This window comes from Mesorhizobium sp. AR10 (genome assembly GCF_024746795.1).
Taxonomy (GTDB): Bacteria; Pseudomonadota; Alphaproteobacteria; order Rhizobiales; family Rhizobiaceae; genus Mesorhizobium.
This window is the reverse complement of sequence record NZ_CP080524.1, coordinates 2216415-2233223: the sequence shown is the minus strand read 5'-3', so window position 1 is coordinate 2233223 and position 16809 is coordinate 2216415. Positions and strand designations below refer to the sequence as shown.

Below are 16809 nucleotides of genomic sequence, written 5' to 3'. Positions count from 1 at the left end.
TCGGACAGGTTTTCCTGTCCATGCCCTCCTTGGGCGTTTCCTCCCTAGACTTCGACCGTGTCGTGCAAACGATGCGGTCTTTTTTTGCGCCCCAGCACGACACGCGATCCGGGCCGAGGCCCGGTGCTACTCGGCGGCGAGCGGCAGGTCGACAAAATGGTGATCGGGCATCGCCATCAGGTCGGCCGAAAATCGCGCCAGATCGTCGGCGAGTGCGTCGAAGCCGGCGGATTTCTGGAACGTCCGCTCGTTCATGTAGAGCCCCCGATTGACCTCGATCTGCAGCGCGTGGAGATGGCGCGCCGGCCGGCCGTAATGCTCGGTGATAAAACCTCCGGCATAGGGTTTGTTGTGGGCAACGGTGTAGCCCATGCCGGCGAGCAGGCCGATCGCCGTCTCGGTCAACGCCGCCGAGGCGGAAATGCCGAAACGGTCGCCGACGATGAAGTCCGGCCTCAATCCGTTGTCGCCGACCCTTATGCTCGCAGGCATCGAGTGGCAGTCTATCAGCACGGCATAGCCGAACCGTGCATGGGTTCTGGTCAACAGCCGCTTCAGCGTCTCATGATAGGGTTTGTAGACGGCTTCGATCCGCGCGATGGCCTCGGCCAGCGGCAAGCGGCCGGAATAGATATCGAGCCCCTCTCCCACCAGCTTGGGCACGGTGCCAAGCCCGCCGGCCACCCGCGCCGAACGGATGTTGCAGAAGGACGGCACCGGTTCGGCGAACATGCGTGGATCGAGTTCCCAGGGCTCGCGGTTGACGTCAAGATAGGCACGCGGGAAATTCGCCGCCAGCATCGGCGCGCCGAGCGGGACCGCACCGCCGAACAGTTCGTCGACGTAGCAATCCTCGGACCGGCGGATGGCGTTTCGGTCGAGCCGCGCCATGGCAAGGAAGCGGTCGGGATAGTAGCGGCCGCTGTGCGGCGAGTTGAAGAGGAAGGGAACGCGCTGCTCGGCGCCCGATCGGATTTCGAAGGGTGGAACGACCGAAAAATCCTCGGCTGCCGTCTTCAATTTGAACGAACCCGGAAACACCAGTGCATCATGACTGGAAAGTGCCACCTCGCTCGTCGCATGTCCAGCATTTCGGCATTCTGATCGCTTTACCAAATCGGATTTATGCTGCCATCGTTCACTTGATGTTTACCGTCACCTCCTCATATACAGGATGGTTAACGGGCGTGCCCCGCGACAATGTCGGGGTGGGTGATTCGGACGGGATATGATGGTACGCATTCTGCTGGCGGAAGACGATGACGACATGCGCCGGTTCCTCGTCAAGGCACTGGAGCGCGCCGGCTACCAGGTCAGCGATTTCGACAATGGCGCCAGCGCCTATGAGCGGCTGCGCGAAGAACCCTTCTCCCTGCTGTTGACCGATATCGTCATGCCGGAAATGGACGGCATCGAACTTGCTCGCCGTGCCACCGAGATCGATCCCGACCTCAAGGTGATGTTCATCACCGGCTTCGCCGCTGTTGCGCTGAACCCGGATTCCAAGGCGCCGAAAGACGCCAAGGTGCTGTCGAAGCCGTTCCATCTGCGCGATCTCGTCAACGAGGTCGAAAAGATGCTGCAGGCCGCCTGAAGCGCTTCTGACAGGATCCCGATGCGTCGTCGTTGGCGCGACAAAGCGAGCCTTTCTTTCCCTTTTCTGGCTATTGACGCGCTGGACCAAAAATGGTGTATGCGCGGCTTCGGATGGGCGTGTAGCTCAGCGGGAGAGCACTGCATTGACATTGCAGGGGTCACAGGTTCAATCCCTGTCACGCCCACCATCCAGACAATCCGGCATTTTGATTTGCATCGCATGTCGCCGCGGCTGATTGCGGAAACGCCGGTTACCGCTTCCAGAACATCCATTTCGGCTTTTTGCGTTTGCGCAGGCCCGTCGGCCTGATCGTCACCGGAAAACTGTTCGGGTCGCCGGCCTCGGCGAGAAATCGACGCCGCCATTCGTCATTTTGCGCGTTGCGCTGTGGTTTCAGATCCACATCTCCCGTCGGGGGCACGGGAGCGTCCAGGCCCAGCCGGGCGCCTATGTGTTGGCACGCGCTGTCGAAATCATCGCAGATGTCTTCGTGGAAGAGGCGAAGCGGCTCAGCCCCGGTTCTGGCGAAATAGGCTGCCCAGCGCCCGTTGCCGGCCGCAATCTTGGCAAGCGCGGCCTCAATCCCCAACGCCGAATACTCGGCATGCTTGCCTGCATTTCCGTCTCTGCCGCTCCACACCCCGTCCTGCATAGCCTTGTTCAGCGAAACAGCCTGACCGAGCAGGTCGCGTCTTTCAAGATGTACCCATAGCGGATCGGGAAACCACTCCGTGAGACGAATATCCTTTTGGAGCCTGTCGAAATGCTCCGGAAACAGCTTGATCGCCACGACGCCGTTGGCCGTTTTGCCCTTCTCTACAGCAAGCAGGCAACGATCCGTCGTCGTCACCTCTGGGCTGTCCCAATGACGGAAATACTCCGTCGGGTTGCCGAGGACGCCGGTGCTGGCCACCTTGCTGCAGAAGTGACTGCTCCCGCTCCGCGGCGTGCTCGCTATGATGAGCGTCTTGCGAGGTCGTTCCCAGCTTGCAGGCGGGCTGATCGGCATGTCTGGCAGATACCAACGAGACGTCGCGAAGTCTATCTGAGTGTGTGCCGGTCTTGAAAGACAAAAAGCCGTCCCGGCATGAACCGGGACGGGCAGAATTCGATCAGATCATTGGGGTTGCGGATCGGGCGTGTTCCCTTTGTCCTTGTCGCCGTTCCTGCCTTCCTTGCAAGGCACATCGCCAATGCTGCAGCATTTGCCGTTGTAAGTGACGTTCGGTTTCAGGTTGTCGCATTCTCTTGTGGTTGTCTTGAAGAAGCGCGTACCATCGGCCTGCTCGAAAGCCGCGGCCAGAACTTTCACAGAATCCCTTTTGAACTTGATGTCTACGGGCAGATTCCCTGGGACGTCGACAGGTTGGCGGCAGGCGAATTCAGGTTTTCAAAAAACACCAACCGACCAAGCGAACAGAATTCGGCACGATACGAAACGCTTATCCGTCGCCGCAAGAACCTTTACGTGATGAACAACAACGGCGCGCGCAACAAGGCGCTGGAGATCGCACGCGGGCGCGCGAAGTGGCTGATGCCCTGGGACGGAAACAGCTATCTGACGCCGTCGGCGTTCCAGCAGATTCGGGCGGCCATCGAAGCGAACCCTCATTTCCCATATGTCGTCGTGCCGATGGCGCGCATTGTCGACAACGCATTGCTGCTCGATGCGAATTACAATCCGCCGGCGAAGGAAGAGCCGCAGATCATATTTCGAAGCGACACGACCGAATTGTTCGACGAAGAGCATGGATATGGACGCCGGCCAAAGGTCGAAATGTTGTGGAGGCTTGGTATTCCGGGGCAATGGGACCAGTTCCGCGACGACCGGTGGGATTTCCCACGCCCGAAACCGGCATCGAATGCCGGGCTTTTCCAGAATGCCGGCTGGGTTGCACGCCTGGATTCAGGGCGCTCGCATCTGGAAATCGGCAAAGCTGGTTACAAAGCGCGCTCGATCAGTCGCGACGAAGCGATCGTCGACATGCTCGACCGCTGCGACGCCAAGGCAATTGCTGCCAGGCTAGATTCATCCCGCCTGGCTTTCTATGACGAAGACGCCCTGGTAGCCGCATCCAGAAACCGCGATACACCTCTTCGGCAGCATCTCAGGACGATCGCCAACCTGGCGCTCGCCCGCGGTCCGTTCAGCGTGGTGGACAAGACCGGCATGGCGCCAAGCGGTGATCCGCACGACTATTTCCAGCCGGCTCCCTATTGGTGGCCCGATCCCGGCAAGCCGGATGGCCTTCCCTATGTCGTGCGCGACGGCGAACGCGCGCCCGGCACCGCATTGTATGAAGCGGGCAGCGAAAGCTCCGATCGAACGCGCCTGCAACAGGTTCTGGACGACACCACCGTGCTTGCACTGGCGGCAACCGTACTGGGCGAGCAGCACTACGCCAGCCACGCCGCAAAGCTCATTCGAGCATGGTTCATCGACCCCAGGACAAGAATGAACCCGCATATGCACTACGCCCAGGTACGGTTCGGGCACAACAACAATGAAGGCAGCGGACAAGGTATCATCGAACTCAAGGATCTTTACTTCTTCCTCGATGCCGTTCGCCTTGTCGAACGAACGGATGCGCTGAACAAGCAGGACCGCGAGGCGTTCAGATCCTGGCTTGGTTCCTATTGCGCATGGCTGGACACCGCGCCGGCTGCGGCGACGGAATTTTACCGGCCCAACAACCATGGCGTATTTTACGATCTCCAGCGGGCATCGATCGCGGCGTTTCTGGGTGACAGCGCAGTCTTGGCCAAAGTCGGCCTCTACGCCAGGGAGAGACTGGCGGACCAGATCGCTACCGACGGCTCGCTGCCACAAGAGCTGTCTCGCACCCGTCCAAGGCACTACGTGATGTTTACCTTGCAGGGCTGGACGACACTGGCTCGCCTGCTGTCTTCGGTCGGAGACAATCTTTGGCAGCATCGAGCTTCCGGGGGACAAGGGCTGATTTCGGCGCTGCGCTGGCTGGCCGCGAACAAGGAAATGCGGGACACCATGCCGGTCGAGAAGATCGACCCGGATCGGATGTCGCCGCTGCTGTTCGACCTTGCACGTCATGATCTCGAAGGGACGGCGGTCCCCGACATCGAACCGGCGACGACCAAGCCCATCTTCCACCCGGACGAAGCCATCGCGCCGTTCTGGCCCTGGCGAAGGCCCTAGCCCACGCTTGGAGTCCGCAGCTTTGCCTTCGGCGTCAAGCCGGATGTCGAGGCTGACTGCCTGAATACCAACACACCTCTGGGCGCGTCGCGTCGAAACGGATTCAGGCTATGCGCTTTAAGTCATTGTTTTTATGCATGCCGTTGCCTCAAAACCGGGACCATTTTTTTGGGCGACATGCATTAGACGCCCGCCACGGCGCAGAGGCTCTTCATTCGGGCCACCGCCAGCTCCGGGTCGGCCAGCAACCCAGCCTGATCGGCAAGGCGGAAGACATCGGCATAGTGGCGGATGCCGCGCGCCGATTGCATGCCGCCGACCATCGAAAAATGCTCCTGATGGCCGTTCAGCCACGCCATGAAGACGATGCCGGCCTTGTAGTATTCGGTCGGCGCCTCGAAGATTTTCCGCGACAGCGGCACAGTCGGCGCCATCAGCGCGTCATAGCCGGCGCGGTCGCCGTCAGCCAGTTTCACGAGCGCTGCATTGGCGACCGGCGCAATGGCGTCGAAAATGCCGAGCAGCGCGTGCGAATGTCTTTCGCCGTCGCCGGCGATCAGTTCGGGGTAATTGAAGTCGTCACCAGTGAACATGACGACGCCGTCGGGAAGCCGGTTCCTGAGCGCGATCTCCTTGCCGGCATCGAGCAGCGATATCTTGATCCCATCCACCTTGCTGGCGTGGCGTTCGATGATGGCGACCACCGTGTCGAGCGCGGCGTCGAAATCATCGCTGCCCCAGTAGCCCTTCAATGCCGGGTCGAACATGTCGCCGAGCCAATGCAGGATGACCTTGCCGGATGTCTGCGACAGGATGCGGTCGTAGACGCTGATATAGTCGTCGGGGCCCTTGGCAACGGCCGCCAGCGCGCGGCTGGCCATCATGATCGTCTTGCCGCCCTGGCCTTCGATGAAACCGAACTGGTCTTCGTAGGCAGAGATGACATCGTCGATCGTCCTGGCGGTAGCAGGCGGCAGATGGTCGGTGCCGGCTCCCGAAGCAAGGTCGGCGCCTTCGACAGTGCGCGCCTCGGCGATCGAGCGGCGGATCAACTCCTTCGCATTTGACCAGTCGAAACCCATGCCACGCTGCGAGGTGTCCATCGCCTCGGCGATGCTGAAGCCGAGCCGCCACAGATGATGGCGAAAGGCCATCGTCTTGTCCCAATCGACTGCGGGCTTGGACCACGGATCGGTCATTTCAAGGGGATCGGCAACGACATGGGCTGCGGCATAGGCGATACGCGAAAACGGCGCGCCGATCGCCGGCTGCACCGGCTGACCGACAAGGTGATAGCGGGCGCGGGCACCGCCCTCCCCAGGCAAGGAAATGTCCATTGATCTCTCCCTTGGTCGCGCCCTATAAATGGAACGTTCCAATAAATCAAGAGCCTTTGTGGTTTTCACTTTCGGACCGAGCCGAATAATGCGCCGCAACACAAAACCCATCAATAGGGGCACATTATGCCAAAAAATTATCGATTTTTCGGATTCGGGAAAATGCATATTGACTCGAAACCGCCGCAGGGATTAGAACGTTCCAATAAATCGTCCAAGAAAATACCGGGAGGATGCATCTGGATGGCCAGCCGGCCCAAGTCGACGATACTCGACATCGCTCGCGAGGCGGGCGTGTCAAAGTCGACGGTGTCGCTCGTGCTGCAGGGCAGCGGGCTTATCCGGCCTGAAACCGCAAGCAAGGTTCGCAAGGCGATCGAGGATGTCGGCTATGTCTACAACCGCGGCGCCGCCAATCTGCGCAAGTCTCATTCCAACGTTATCGGCATGGTCATCAACGATCTCACCAACCCCTTTTTCGCCGAACTGGCGGTCGGCATGGAACGCGTCTTCCAGTCGGCCGGCATCGTGCCCTTCATCGCCAACACGGCTGAAAATCCAGTGCGCCAGGAAGAAGTGCTGAAATCGCTGATGGAGCAAGGCGTCGCCGGCCTGATCGTGTCGCCGGCGCGGGGCACGACGCCGGGCGCGTTCCGGCGCATCGAGGCGGCGGGCCTTCCCGTCGTCTTCGCCATGCGCCGTCTTCCCGAAAGCCGCATCCCGGTCATCGCGCCCGACAATCATCGCGGCGCCTGGCTCGCCACCGCCCATCTGATCGGCAAGGGGCATCGCCGGCTAGCCTTCTTCGGCGGCTCGTCCGACCTGGTTGTCTATCACGAGCGGCGGGGCGGTTTTCGCGAGGCCTGCGAGACGCTTGGCATCGCCGCAGCGGACACGTTGGTCGTCGAAGGCGAGACCAACCGCAGGGGCGGCATTGCCTGTCTGGAAACGGCTCTTGCGATGGCCGAGCCGCCGACTGCGGCGCTGTGCTTCAACGACGCCGTCGCCTTCGGCGCCATGCTGGCGCTGCGCAAGCGCGGGCTGGAGCCCGGCGCGGATTTTGCCGTCGTTGGCTTTGACGATGTTGCCGAGGCCGAGCACTACATGCCGGCTTTGACCAGCGTTGCCGTGGACTCTGCGGGCCTCGGCGAGCGCGCCGCCCATGTCATGCTGAAGATGATTCAGTCGCGCACCACGCGCGCCGAGGACCACATCGGCGCCGTCAACCTCGTGGTCAGGGACAGCTGCGGTCCCAATCGCGGTGCAGGAAGTCGTCGTGCGGGATTGGGAGACGCCGCATGAGCATCAGATGGGGATTGATCGGCGCCAGCACGATCGCATAAGCAATTCATGATCGGCGCCATCCGCGCTCAAGCCGATGGCGAGATCGCGGCGGTGATGAGCTCCAGCCCGGAGCGCGCCAATTCCTATGCCGGCGAAAACAACATTCCGCTCGCTGTCTCGACGCTCGACGGCCTGCTCAAATCAGACATCGACGCCGTGTACATCTCGACCACAAACGAATTGCATCTCGAACAGGCATTGGCCGCCATCAAGGCGGGAAAACATGTGCTGTGCGAAAAGCCGCTGGCGCTGACCAGCGCCGATGCGCGCAGGATGCTTGCTGCCGCGAAAGCCGCAGGGGTTGTGCTCGGCACCAACCATCACCTGCGCAATGCCGGATCGCATCGCGCCATGCGCGAGGCGATCGCCGCCGGCCGCATCGGCAAGCCGATCGCCGCGCGCGTCTTCCATTCCGTCTACCTGCCGGAAAACCTGCAGGGCTGGCGTATCACCAGGCCTGATGCCGGCGGTGGCGTGGTGCTTGACATCACAGTGCATGATGCCGACACGCTGCGCTTCGTGCTTGGCGACGATCCCTCGGAGATTTCGGCCTTCACGCAGACCGCGGGCATGGCCGGCGGCGGGCTGGAGGACGGCGTCATGTGCATCTGGCGCTTCAAATCGGGCGTCATTGCCCAGTCGCATGAAGGCTTCACCACCAAATTCGCCGGCACCGGCTTCGAGGTGCATGGCTCGGAAGGCTCGTTGATCGCCACCAATGTGATGACCCAGAAGCCGGTCGGCTCCGTGCTGCTGCGCACCGCAAAGGGCGAGGAGGAACTGAGCTTCGACCGCGAGAATCTCTATGCAAGGTCCCTTCGCCAGTTCCATGCGGCGATCCGTGGCGAAGGCCAGCCGTCCGCCACCGGTGAAGACGGCGTCTGGTCGCTGGCATCAGCCGAAGCGGCATTGCAGTCGGCGAAGTCCGGCAAAGCGGTGGCGATCGACACGAAACTCGGGAGCGCAATTTGAGCAAGGTCGTCTCAGCAGCGCAGGCCGCCAGCCTGATCAAGGACGGCATGGTCGTGTCCGTTTCATCGTCGAGCGGTCTCGGCTGCCCGGATGCGGTGCTCGCCGCCATCGGCGAACGCTTCGACGCCGAAGGTCATCCCAAGAACATCACGACGCTGCACCCGATCGCCGCCGGCGACATGTATGGCATTAGGGGTATCGATCATCTGGCCAAGCCCGGCCTGTTGAAGCGCACGCTGTGCGGCTCCTATCCCTCCGGCCCGTCATCCTCTGAGCCGCCACAGATCTGGAAGATGATCGGCGACAATTCGGTCGCCGCCTACAATGTCCCGTCCGGCATCCTGTTCGACATGCACCGCGAGGCCGCCGCCAAGCGGCCAGGCGTGCTGACCAAGGTCGGCCTCGACACCTTCGCCGATCCGCGCCACCAGGGCTGTGCCATGAATGCCGCCGCCAGCGAGCCAATCGTTTCGGTGCAGCAGTTCGACGGCGAGGAATGGCTCTATTTCCGCTCCATCGTACCGCATGTCTCGATCATCCGTGCCACATCAGCCGACGAGCGCGGCAACCTGACCTACGAGCATGAGGGCGCCTATCTCGGAGGCCTGGAGCAGGCACTGGCCGCCCGCAACAATGGCGGCGTCGTCATTGCGCAGGTCAAGCGCGTCGTCGAGAACGGCACGCTGAAGCCGCATGACGTGCGCGTGCCGGGCGTTCTGGTCGACCATATCGTCGTCGCGCCAGATCAGTTGCAGACGACGCTGACGCCTTACGACCCGGCGATCTCGGGTGAGATCTTCCGGCCGCTGTCGAGCTTCCGCAATGCCGAGATGAACGTGCAGAAGGTGATTGCCCGCCGCGTCGCCATGGAACTTCGCGACGGCATGGCCGTCAACATCGGCTTCGGCATCTCCGCCAACGTGCCGCGCATCCTTCTCGAAGAAGGCCAGCACGGCAAGGTCACGTGGGTGATCGAACAAGGCGCGGTCGGCGGTGTGCCGCTGCTCGACTTCAAGTTCGGCTGCTCGTCGAATGCCGACGCCTTCATGCCTTCGCCGCACCAGTTCATCTATTTTCAGGCCGGCGGCTTCGATGCTTCGCTGCTGTCCTTCCTGCAGATCGACCGCCACGGTTCTGTCAACGTGTCGAAGCTTTCGGCGCGGCCGCATGTCACCGCCGGCGCAGGCGGTTTCGTCGACATCACCGCGCGGGCAAAGAAGATTGTTTTCTCCGGTTTCTTCAATGCCGGCGCCAAGCTTTCGCTGGCTGACGGCGGCATCCGCATCGACGCCGAAGGCAAGGTCAAGAAGGTGGTCGGCGAGGTCGAACACATCTCCTTCTCGGGCAAGCGCGCGGTCGCTCAGGGCCAGGATATCACCTACGTCACCGAGCGCTGCGTGATGAAGCTGACGCCGGAAGGACTGGTCGTCACCGAACTGGCGCCGGGGATCGATCTTCAGCGCGATGTGCTGGCGCAGGCCGAGACTCCGCTCGGTGTCGCCAAGGACCTCAAGCTGACGCCGGCCGCCCTCTATCGGGATCAGCCGATCGGCCTGTCGCTTAATGGCGGCGCTTCACTTGGAGGCGGGCATGTCTGAGCGTCTCGTCACCTTTGAAACCGACGGCGCCATCGGCATCGTCACGCTGCGCCGCCCTGAGAAATTCAACGCCCTCGATATCCCGATGCTGCGGGCGCTTGAGACTGCGCTCGACGAAGCGGAGGCCGCGGACGGCGTCCGCGTCGTGCTGCTCCGCGGTGAAGGCAAGGGCTTCTGCGCCGGTGGCGATGTCGAGGCCTGGGCGCAAATGAGTGCTGCCGACTTCCAGGTGCAGTGGGTGCGCTATGGCCACCGCGTTTTCGACCGGCTGGCGCGTCTGCGGCAGCCGACAATCGCCGTGCTGTCGGGCCATGCGCTGGGCGGCGGCCTGGAACTGGCGGTCGCGTGCGACTTCCGCGTCGCTGAAGCACATGTGAAATTGGGTTTCCCGGAAACGTCGATCGGCGTCGTCCCCGGCTGGTCCGGAACGCAGCGCGCCGTGCGGCGCTTCGGTGCCCAGACGGTGCGCCGCCTGGCGCTCGGCGGAGAGGTCCTTGTGGCCGCCGATGCGCTTGCATTGGGCATTGTCGATCGGGTTGTCGAGACCGGCAAGGCGTTCGACGACGCCAAGGCCTGGGGCGAAAAAATCGCCGAGCGCGGTCCGCTCGCGAGCGAAGCCGCCAAGCTGATGATGGCGGTCGCCGAAGGCGAAGAGAGCGCTGCCGCCGTCGAGGCACTGGCCAGCGGCTTCATCGCGCTGACCGGCGATCTCAAGGCCGGCGTCGACGCATTCAAGGCCAAGCAGAAACCAGCGTTTTCAAGATCCTAGAGCGACGAGCGAGTACCATGAATTTGCCCCTCAACATCGCCATGCCGTCAGAGGCTGCCGCAGCGCCGACGACCTACAAGCTGCTGATCGACGGCAAGCATGTCGAAGCCCGCAACGGCCGGATGCTGGAGCGCAAGAGCCCAGGCCATGGCTTCACGGTCTCGCACTATGCCCAAGCCGGCGAGCCGGAAGTCGAGGCCGCGGTGGCTGCCGCGCACAAGGCCTTCGAGACCGGTCCGTGGCCGCGCATGAAGGCCGGCGAGCGCGCCGCCATCCTGCTCAAGACGGCCGACTTGATCGAGGGACGGCTGGACGAGATCGCCCGGCTCGATGCGCTGGAATCCGGCAAGCCGATCGCCCAGGCGCGCGGCGAGATCGGCGGCGCTGTCGACATCTGGCGCTATGCTGCATCCCTCGCCCGCACGCTCTCCGGCGACAGCTACGCCAACCTCGGCGACGCCATGCTGGGCGTCGTGCTGCGCGAACCGATTGGCGTCGTTTCGATCATCACGCCATGGAATTTCCCCTTCCTCATCGTCAGCCAGAAATTGCCCTTCGCACTCGCCGCCGGCTGCACGGCGGTGGTCAAGCCGAGCGAGATGACGTCGGCCTCGACTTTCGTGCTTGGCGATATCCTGATGCAGGCCGGCTTGCCGAAAGGCGTCGTCAACATCCTTGCCGGTCTGGGCGCCGACGTCGGCGCACCGATGGTCAGCCATCCGCTGGTCGAGATGGTGTCGTTCACCGGCTCCACCCGCGTCGGCAAGATGACCATGGCTGCGGCTGCAAATTCGCTGAAGAAAGTATCGATGGAACTCGGCGGCAAGAACGGCCAGATCGTCTTCCCGGATGCCGATCTCAAGGCGGCTGCCGACGCGGCGGTGTTCGGCGGTTTCTTCAACGCTGGCGAATGCTGCAACGCCGGCAGCCGGCTGATCGTCCATGAGGCGATCGCCGACGACTTTCTCGCGGCGGTCAAGGCGCTCACCGCCAAGGTGATTGTCGGCGATCCGCTCGACGACCGGACCAAGGTCGGTGCGATGATTTCCTCCGAGCATCTGGAAAAGGTGGCCGGCTTTGTCGCTGCGGCCGAAGGTGACGGCAGCCGGATTTACAGCGGCGGCAAGCAGTTGGCCTCGAGCGCCGGCCAGTATCTTGACCCGACCATCATTTCCGGCGTCACCGAAGACATGGCCATTGCGCGGGAAGAAGTGTTCGGGCCGGTGCTCTCGGTGCTGACTTTTGAATCGGTTGAAAAGGCGTTGCACATCGCCAACAACACGCCCTATGGTTTGTCGGCGGGTGTGTGGAGCGCCAGCATCGACACCTGCATGTCGGTGGCGCGGGGTGTGCGTTCGGGAACCGTTTGGGTGAATACGTTCATGGAAGGTTATCCCGAGCTGCCTTTCGGAGGCTACAAACAGTCCGGTCTCGGACGCGAACTCGGAAAACGCGCCGTCGAGGACTATACCGAGGAAAAGACAATCCAGTTTCATCGCGGCCAGCGCACCGGTTGGTGGGTCGGCTGAGTTTGGAAGAACCCCGGTGGGCATCCACCGGTCGTGTGACTGCAACAAGGGAGGTAGTACATGTTGCGCAAACTGCTTATCGGAACGGCTCTCGCATCGGGTCTTGTGTTCGCGGCCCATGCCGAGGACGTCAAGGAAGTCCAGATGCTGCATTGGTGGACGTCGGGCGGCGAAGCAGCCGCTCTGAACGTGCTCAAGGAAGATCTGTCCAAGGAAGGCTATGCCTGGAAGGACGTGCCGGTGGCTGGTGGTGGCGGTGACTCTGCCATGACCGCGCTGAAGGCGATGGTCGCGGCGGGCAATTACCCAACCGCCTCACAGATGCTCGGCTACACCGTGCTCGACTATGCCGCAGCCGGCGTGATGGGCGACCTGACCGAAACGGCCAAGAAGGAAGGCTGGGACAAGTCCGTTCCGGCGGCCCTGCAGAAGTTCTCCGTCTACGACGGCAAGTGGGTCGCGGCTCCGGTCAACGTCCACTCGGTCAACTGGCTGTGGATCAACAAGGCGGTGATGGACAAGATCGGCGGCACCGAGCCGAAGACCTTCGACGACTTCGTCGCGCTGCTCGACAAGGCCAAGGCGGCGGGTGTCATCCCGCTCGCGCTCGGCGGTCAGAACTGGCAGGAAGCCACGATGTTCGACTCGGTCGTGCTTTCGACCGGCGGGCCTGAGTTCTACAAGAAGGCCTTCAACGACCTCGACGAGGAATCGCTCAAGTCCGACACGATGAAGAAGTCGTTCGACAATCTCGCCAAGCTCGTCACCTATGTCGACCCGAACTTCTCGGGCCGCGACTGGAACCTCGCCACCGCCATGGTCATCAAGGGCGATGCCCTGGTGCAGGTCATGGGTGACTGGGCCAAGGGCGAGTTCAACGCCGCCAAGAAAACGCCGGGCACCGACTTCCTGTGCTACCGCTTCCCGGGCACCGACGGCTCAGTGGTCTACAACTCCGACATGTTCGGCATGTTCAACGTTCCGGACGACCGCAAGGCCGCCCAGGCCGCGTTGGCCACCGCCACACTGTCGAAGAGCTTCCAGTCGGCCTTCAACGTCGTCAAGGGTTCGGTTCCGGCCCGCACCGACGTGCCGGACACCGACTTCGACGCTTGCGGCAAGAAGGGCATCGCCGATCTGAAGGCCGCCAACGAAGGCGGCACGCTGTTCGGTTCGCTCGCACAGGGCTATGGTGCACCTCCGGCGGTCGCCAACGCTTACAAGGACGTCGTTTCGAAGTTCGTCCATGGTCAGATCAAGACCTCCGACGAAGCCGTGACCGAACTGGTCAAGGCGATCGACGACGCCAAGTAAGAACCGCGCACGAAGAGACCTTCCCCGCTCCGGCGGGGAAGGTTTCCAATCCGCTGACATGGTCGGCCTCGCGTCGATCAAAACCCCGTCTGCACGGGGCCGTTCTCCCGCCCGGCGGTGAAGGACGGACTGCCCGAACGGGAGGAGCTCATGAGTACGGTTGCGACAAGCCAGATCAAGCTGACACCGGAGCATAACGCCCGCCCTGGTGCCTCCATGCGTTCGCGCCTGCAGGACGCACTGCCGAAGATCGTGCTGGCGCCAAGCTTCGCGGCCACCGTCGTCTTCGTCTACGGCTTCATCCTGTGGACGATCTACCTGTCCTTCACCAACTCCAAGACTTTCCCGTCCTATGCGCTCACCGGGCCGCGCGCCTATCAGCGACTGTGGCGCTGGACCTTCGAGAGCGATCCCCCGTCGAGCTGGTACACATCGATCGTCAACATGGGCATTTTCGGCTTTCTCTACATCTTCATCTGCCTGGCGCTCGGCCTGTTCCTGGCGATCCTGCTCGACCAGAAGATCCGCGGCGAAGGCATGCTGAGGCCGATCTACCTCTACCCGATGGCGCTGTCCTTCATCGTCACCGGCGTCGCCTGGAAATGGTTCCTCGATCCCGGCCTCGGCCTTGAGCAGACAATGCATCAATGGGGCTGGACGAGCTTCCATTTCGACTGGATCAAGAACAAGGATTTCGTCATCTACACGGTGGTGATCGCCGGCGTCTGGCAGGCCTCCGGCTTCATCATGGCGATGTTCCTGGCCGGCCTGCGAGGCATTGACGGCGAGATCATGAAGGCGGCGCAAATCGACGGCGCCACCACCTTCCAGCTCTATCGCCGCATCGTCATCCCGCTGCTGAGGCCGGTGTTTCTCTCGGCCTTCATCGTGCTCGCGCACCTAGCCATCAAGTCCTACGATCTTGTCGTCGCGCTGACCAGCGGCGGACCGGGCGGCTCGGCCTGGCTGCCCTCCAACTTCATGTATGAGTACACCTTCAAGCGCAACGAGATGGCCGTGGGCTCTGCCAGCGCCGTGATCATGCTGATGGCCATCACCGCGATCATCGTGCCCTATCTCTATTCCGAACTCAGGGAGAAGCCGCGATGAGCGCCGTTGCCACTCCCGACCGCCAGAGCACCGGCGGCATCAGCACCAGGACCCTGAACCGCATCGTCATCTACGGGCTGCTGGCGCTGTTTGCGCTGTTCTACCTGATGCCGCTGTTCGTCATGCTGGTGACCTCGTTCAAGACAATGGACGAGATCCAGAACGGCAACATGCTGGCGCTGCCCAGGGCGCCGACGTTCGATCCATGGCTGAAGGCCTGGGGCGAGACCTGCGTCGGCCTGACCTGCGCCGGCATCAAGGGCTATTTCTGGAACTCCATCAAAATGGTGGTTCCGGCCGTACTGATCTCGACGCTGCTCGGCGCGCTCAACGGCTATGTGCTGACCAAATGGCGCTTCCGCGGCCACACGCTGGTGTTCGGGCTGATGCTGTTTGCCTGCTTCATCCCGTTCCAGTCGGTGCTGCTGCCGATGGCGACGATCCTCGGCAGCCTCGGCCGCTTCGGCGTGACGCTGCAAAACGCGACCGGCATGTCGTTCGGTCTCGGCAATCCGACGGTCAACCTCGTCTTCGTCCACGTCGTCTACGGCCTCGGCTTCACCACTTTGTTCTTCCGCAACTACTACGAGGCCTTCCCGACCGAACTGATCAAGGCGGCGCAGGTCGACGGCGCCAGCTTCTTCCAGATCTTCCGCCGCATCATGTTGCCGAATTCAATGCCGATCTTCGTCGTCACCGTCATCTACCAGTTCACCAACATCTGGAACGACTTCCTGTTCGCGTCGGCCTATGCCGGCACCGGCGATGCGATGCCGATGACGGTGGCGCTCAACAACGTCGTCAACACTTCGACCGGTGTCGTCGAGTACAACGTCAACATGGCGGCGGCGATGATCGCCGCCCTGCCAACCCTTCTCGTCTACGTCGTTGCCGGCCGCTACTTCGTGCGCGGCCTGATGGCGGGCGCGGTTAAAGGATAATCTGATGGCTTTTCTGGAAATTGATGGGCTGAGGAAGCGTTTCGGGACAGTCGAGATCCTGAAAGGCATCGATGTCGAACTCGAAAAAGGGGGCTTCCTCGTGTTGGTCGGTCCGTCCGGCTGCGGCAAGTCCACGCTGCTCAACACCATCGCCGGCCTGGAGACGATCACCTCGGGCGAAATCCGCGTCGAGGGGCGCCCGATCAACGATCTCCACCCATCCAAGCGCGACATCGCCATGGTGTTCCAGAGCTACGCGCTCTACCCGAACATGACGGTGGCCGGGAACATCTCCTTCGGCATGGAGATGCGCGGCGTGCCGGCCGAGGAGCGCCAGAAGGCGATCGACAAGGTCGCCAAGGTCTTGCAGATCGGCCACCTTTTGCAGCGCAAGCCAAGCCAGCTCTCCGGCGGCCAGCGCCAGCGCGTCGCCATGGGCCGAGCACTGGTGCGCGACCCCAAGCTGTTCCTGTTCGATGAGCCGCTGTCCAACCTCGACGCCAAGCTGCGCGTCGACATGCGCATCGAGATCAAGCGCCTGCACGCCACCACCGGCACCACCATCGTCTACGTCACCCACGACCAGATCGAGGCAATGACGCTGGCCACCAAGATCGCGGTGATGCGTGACGGCGAGGTACAGCAGTTCGGCACGCCGGCCGAAATCTACAACAACCCGACCAATCTTTTCGTCGCCGATTTCATGGGCTCGCCGGCAATGAACCTGATCCCGGCGACGATCGGCGCCAACGGCAATGCTCTGTCCGTCGTGCTTGAGCGCGAGACGCGCGAGCCGATCTCGCTGCCGATGGCCAATGCGCCGGCTGGCCTGTCGGCGTTCCAGGGCAAGAAGATCATCTTCGGCGTCCGCCCCGAGGCACTGACCGATCCGGAAGGCGCCGAGCGCAATGCCTCGAACATTGCCACTGCCGACTGTCATATCGAGGTCGTCGAACCGGCGGGGTCGGATACGTTCGCGGTCACCAATCTCGGCGGCAAGGGCGTGGTGGCGCGGCTGCGCGCCGACGCCAACATCCAGCCGGGCACAGTCACGCCGCTCGCCTTCAACCTGACCAAAGCAGTGTTCTTCGATCCGGCGACCGAGAACCGCATCCGCTGACGA

At 62.4% G+C, this 16809-nt stretch carries 14 protein-coding genes, 1 tRNA gene and 1 pseudogene; 12 read left to right on the top strand and 4 right to left on the bottom strand.

The window, feature by feature from the left end:
- Positions 1–126: 126 nt before the first annotated feature.
- Positions 127–1068, bottom strand: a complete 942-nt coding sequence (locus LHFGNBLO_RS14320; protein WP_258608352.1) for an N-formylglutamate amidohydrolase — start codon at positions 1066–1068, stop codon at positions 127–129.
- 163 nt (positions 1069–1231) lie between these two features.
- Here LHFGNBLO_RS14320 and cpdR point away from each other — a divergent pair, with 163 nt between their 5' ends.
- Both cpdR and LHFGNBLO_RS14310 read left to right on the top strand, forming a co-directional pair.
- Complete coding sequence (gene cpdR / locus LHFGNBLO_RS14315) at positions 1232–1594, top strand: cell cycle two-component system response regulator CpdR (protein ID WP_258609725.1); 363 nt, start codon at positions 1232–1234, stop codon at positions 1592–1594.
- 115 nt (positions 1595–1709) lie between these two features.
- Positions 1710–1784: transfer RNA gene (locus LHFGNBLO_RS14310), tRNA-Val, on the top strand.
- Between the two features lie 63 nt (positions 1785–1847).
- On the opposite strand, the gene LHFGNBLO_RS14305 is transcribed toward LHFGNBLO_RS14310, so the two are convergent.
- Together LHFGNBLO_RS14305 and LHFGNBLO_RS14300 are read right to left on the bottom strand one after the other, a co-directional pair.
- Positions 1848–2606, bottom strand: a complete 759-nt coding sequence (locus LHFGNBLO_RS14305) for a Stf0 family sulfotransferase (RefSeq protein ID WP_258608350.1) — start codon at positions 2604–2606, stop codon at positions 1848–1850.
- Between the two features lie 108 nt (positions 2607–2714).
- Entirely contained in the window at positions 2715–2909 is a 195-nt protein-coding gene (locus tag LHFGNBLO_RS14300) for a hypothetical protein (RefSeq protein ID WP_258608348.1), read from the bottom strand.
- A gap of 159 nt (positions 2910–3068) precedes the next feature.
- Here LHFGNBLO_RS14300 and LHFGNBLO_RS14295 point away from each other — a divergent pair, with 159 nt between their 5' ends.
- A complete protein-coding gene (locus LHFGNBLO_RS14295) occupies positions 3069–4772 on the top strand; it encodes an alginate lyase family protein (RefSeq protein WP_258609723.1) in 1704 nt (567 codons plus the stop codon).
- A 182-nt stretch (positions 4773–4954) separates the two neighbouring features.
- Here LHFGNBLO_RS14295 and LHFGNBLO_RS14290 read toward each other — a convergent pair whose 3' ends face one another.
- A complete protein-coding gene (locus tag LHFGNBLO_RS14290) occupies positions 4955–6109 on the bottom strand; it encodes a dihydrodipicolinate synthase family protein (protein WP_258608346.1) in 1155 nt (384 codons plus the stop codon).
- A 243-nt stretch (positions 6110–6352) separates the two neighbouring features.
- Here LHFGNBLO_RS14290 and LHFGNBLO_RS14285 point away from each other — a divergent pair, with 243 nt between their 5' ends.
- The 9 genes and pseudogenes from LHFGNBLO_RS14285 (at position 6353) to LHFGNBLO_RS14245 (ending at position 16806) form a co-directional block, all read left to right on the top strand.
- Positions 6353–7411: a LacI family DNA-binding transcriptional regulator gene (locus tag LHFGNBLO_RS14285; RefSeq protein ID WP_258608344.1), complete on the top strand. Its 1059-nt coding sequence runs from the start codon at positions 6353–6355 to the stop codon at positions 7409–7411.
- Positions 7408–8425, top strand: a pseudogene (locus LHFGNBLO_RS14280) (Gfo/Idh/MocA family protein). Before LHFGNBLO_RS14285 ends, LHFGNBLO_RS14280 begins: the two are co-directional and overlap by 4 nt.
- Positions 8422–10023: an acyl CoA:acetate/3-ketoacid CoA transferase gene (locus tag LHFGNBLO_RS14275; protein WP_258608343.1), complete on the top strand. Its 1602-nt coding sequence runs from the start codon at positions 8422–8424 to the stop codon at positions 10021–10023. The pseudogene LHFGNBLO_RS14280 and the gene LHFGNBLO_RS14275 overlap by 4 nt, the downstream one beginning before the upstream one ends.
- Positions 10016–10792, top strand: coding sequence for an enoyl-CoA hydratase/isomerase family protein (locus tag LHFGNBLO_RS14270; protein WP_258608341.1), 777 nt, complete (start codon positions 10016–10018; stop codon positions 10790–10792). The genes LHFGNBLO_RS14275 and LHFGNBLO_RS14270 overlap by 8 nt, the downstream gene beginning before the upstream one ends.
- Positions 10793–10809: 17 nt before the next feature.
- On the top strand, positions 10810–12321 hold the full coding sequence (locus tag LHFGNBLO_RS14265; RefSeq protein WP_258608340.1) for an aldehyde dehydrogenase family protein: 1512 nt from the start codon (positions 10810–10812) through the stop codon (positions 12319–12321).
- Between the two features lie 60 nt (positions 12322–12381).
- Entirely contained in the window at positions 12382–13635 is a 1254-nt protein-coding gene (locus tag LHFGNBLO_RS14260) for an ABC transporter substrate-binding protein (protein WP_258608338.1), read from the top strand.
- Positions 13636–13785: 150 nt separating this feature from the next.
- Positions 13786–14745 (top strand): carbohydrate ABC transporter permease, encoded by a 960-nt coding sequence (locus LHFGNBLO_RS14255; RefSeq protein ID WP_258608336.1) that lies wholly within the window; start codon positions 13786–13788, stop codon positions 14743–14745.
- Complete coding sequence (locus LHFGNBLO_RS14250; RefSeq protein WP_258608334.1) at positions 14742–15686, top strand: carbohydrate ABC transporter permease; 945 nt, start codon at positions 14742–14744, stop codon at positions 15684–15686. Before LHFGNBLO_RS14255 ends, LHFGNBLO_RS14250 begins: the two co-directional genes overlap by 4 nt.
- 4 nt (positions 15687–15690) lie before the next feature.
- A complete protein-coding gene (locus LHFGNBLO_RS14245; RefSeq protein ID WP_258608332.1) occupies positions 15691–16806 on the top strand; it encodes an ABC transporter ATP-binding protein in 1116 nt (371 codons plus the stop codon).
- The last annotated feature ends 3 nt before the right edge of the window (positions 16807–16809 follow it).

What these genes read in the sequence shown, in the direction of transcription:
- cpdR (WP_258609725.1), top strand. Translation starts at nt 1,232, where the DNA reads ATGGTACGCATTCTGCTGGCGGAAGACGATGACGACATGCGCCGGTTC.
- LHFGNBLO_RS14305 (WP_258608350.1), bottom strand. Translation starts at nt 2,606, where the DNA reads ATGCCGATCAGCCCGCCTGCAAGCTGGGAACGACCTCGCAAGACGCTC.
- LHFGNBLO_RS14295 (WP_258609723.1), top strand. Translation starts at nt 3,069, where the DNA reads ATGAACAACAACGGCGCGCGCAACAAGGCGCTGGAGATCGCACGCGGG.
- LHFGNBLO_RS14290 (WP_258608346.1), bottom strand. Translation starts at nt 6,109, where the DNA reads ATGGACATTTCCTTGCCTGGGGAGGGCGGTGCCCGCGCCCGCTATCAC.
- LHFGNBLO_RS14285 (WP_258608344.1), top strand. Translation starts at nt 6,353, where the DNA reads ATGGCCAGCCGGCCCAAGTCGACGATACTCGACATCGCTCGCGAGGCG.
- LHFGNBLO_RS14270 (WP_258608341.1), top strand. Translation starts at nt 10,016, where the DNA reads ATGTCTGAGCGTCTCGTCACCTTTGAAACCGACGGCGCCATCGGCATC.
- LHFGNBLO_RS14265 (WP_258608340.1), top strand. Translation starts at nt 10,810, where the DNA reads ATGAATTTGCCCCTCAACATCGCCATGCCGTCAGAGGCTGCCGCAGCG.
- LHFGNBLO_RS14260 (WP_258608338.1), top strand. Translation starts at nt 12,382, where the DNA reads ATGTTGCGCAAACTGCTTATCGGAACGGCTCTCGCATCGGGTCTTGTG.
- LHFGNBLO_RS14255 (WP_258608336.1), top strand. Translation starts at nt 13,786, where the DNA reads ATGAGTACGGTTGCGACAAGCCAGATCAAGCTGACACCGGAGCATAAC.
- LHFGNBLO_RS14250 (WP_258608334.1), top strand. Translation starts at nt 14,742, where the DNA reads ATGAGCGCCGTTGCCACTCCCGACCGCCAGAGCACCGGCGGCATCAGC.
- LHFGNBLO_RS14245 (WP_258608332.1), top strand. Translation starts at nt 15,691, where the DNA reads ATGGCTTTTCTGGAAATTGATGGGCTGAGGAAGCGTTTCGGGACAGTC.